General features: G+C 64.5%; 1 pseudogene. It reads right to left on the minus strand.

Features of this window, described 5'->3' with window-relative positions:
* Positions 1-504: pseudogene (locus DVK07_RS21225) on the minus strand (ferredoxin--nitrite reductase); the annotation flags it as partial.

Raw genomic sequence — 504 nt, forward strand, 5'->3', positions numbered from 1 at the left:
TCCTTGGGCCAGCGGGCGTAGCGGACCTGCCGGTTTTTCGTCTCCACGATGGAGAGCGAACAGAACTCGGTGCCCGTACAGGCGATGGAGCCGCGCATGAACGGGTGCGGGTCAGGCGAGTAGTGGTCGAGAAGGTCCTCGTTTTGCAGCGCGTCGAGCTTTTCTTCGGGCACGTCGGTGATGATGACGTTCTGGCGCTGCGTGATGCGAATCTCGCCGGAGCCGTACTCGTCGGCGACGCGGGCGAGTTCCTTCGTGTCGTCGACGCCCATGCGGCCGACGAGCACGTCGAGTCCGACGTAGTAGTTGCCGTCGGCCTGCTCGTGGATGCCGACGTGGTCGGAGTGGCCGCCGTCGGCGTAGCCGGAGTTGTAGGAGTACTCCGAGCGCAGGTCCTCGCCGGCGGTTTCCAGCTCGAAGTCGACGTACTCCTCCTGGAGGACATTGCGGAACTTCTCCGCGCCCCACTCGTCCATCAGGAACTTGATGCGGGCGTTGTAGCGG

It is taken from the genome of Halorubrum sp. Atlit-26R (genome assembly GCF_003666015.1).
Lineage (GTDB): Archaea > Halobacteriota > Halobacteria > Halobacteriales > Haloferacaceae > Halorubrum.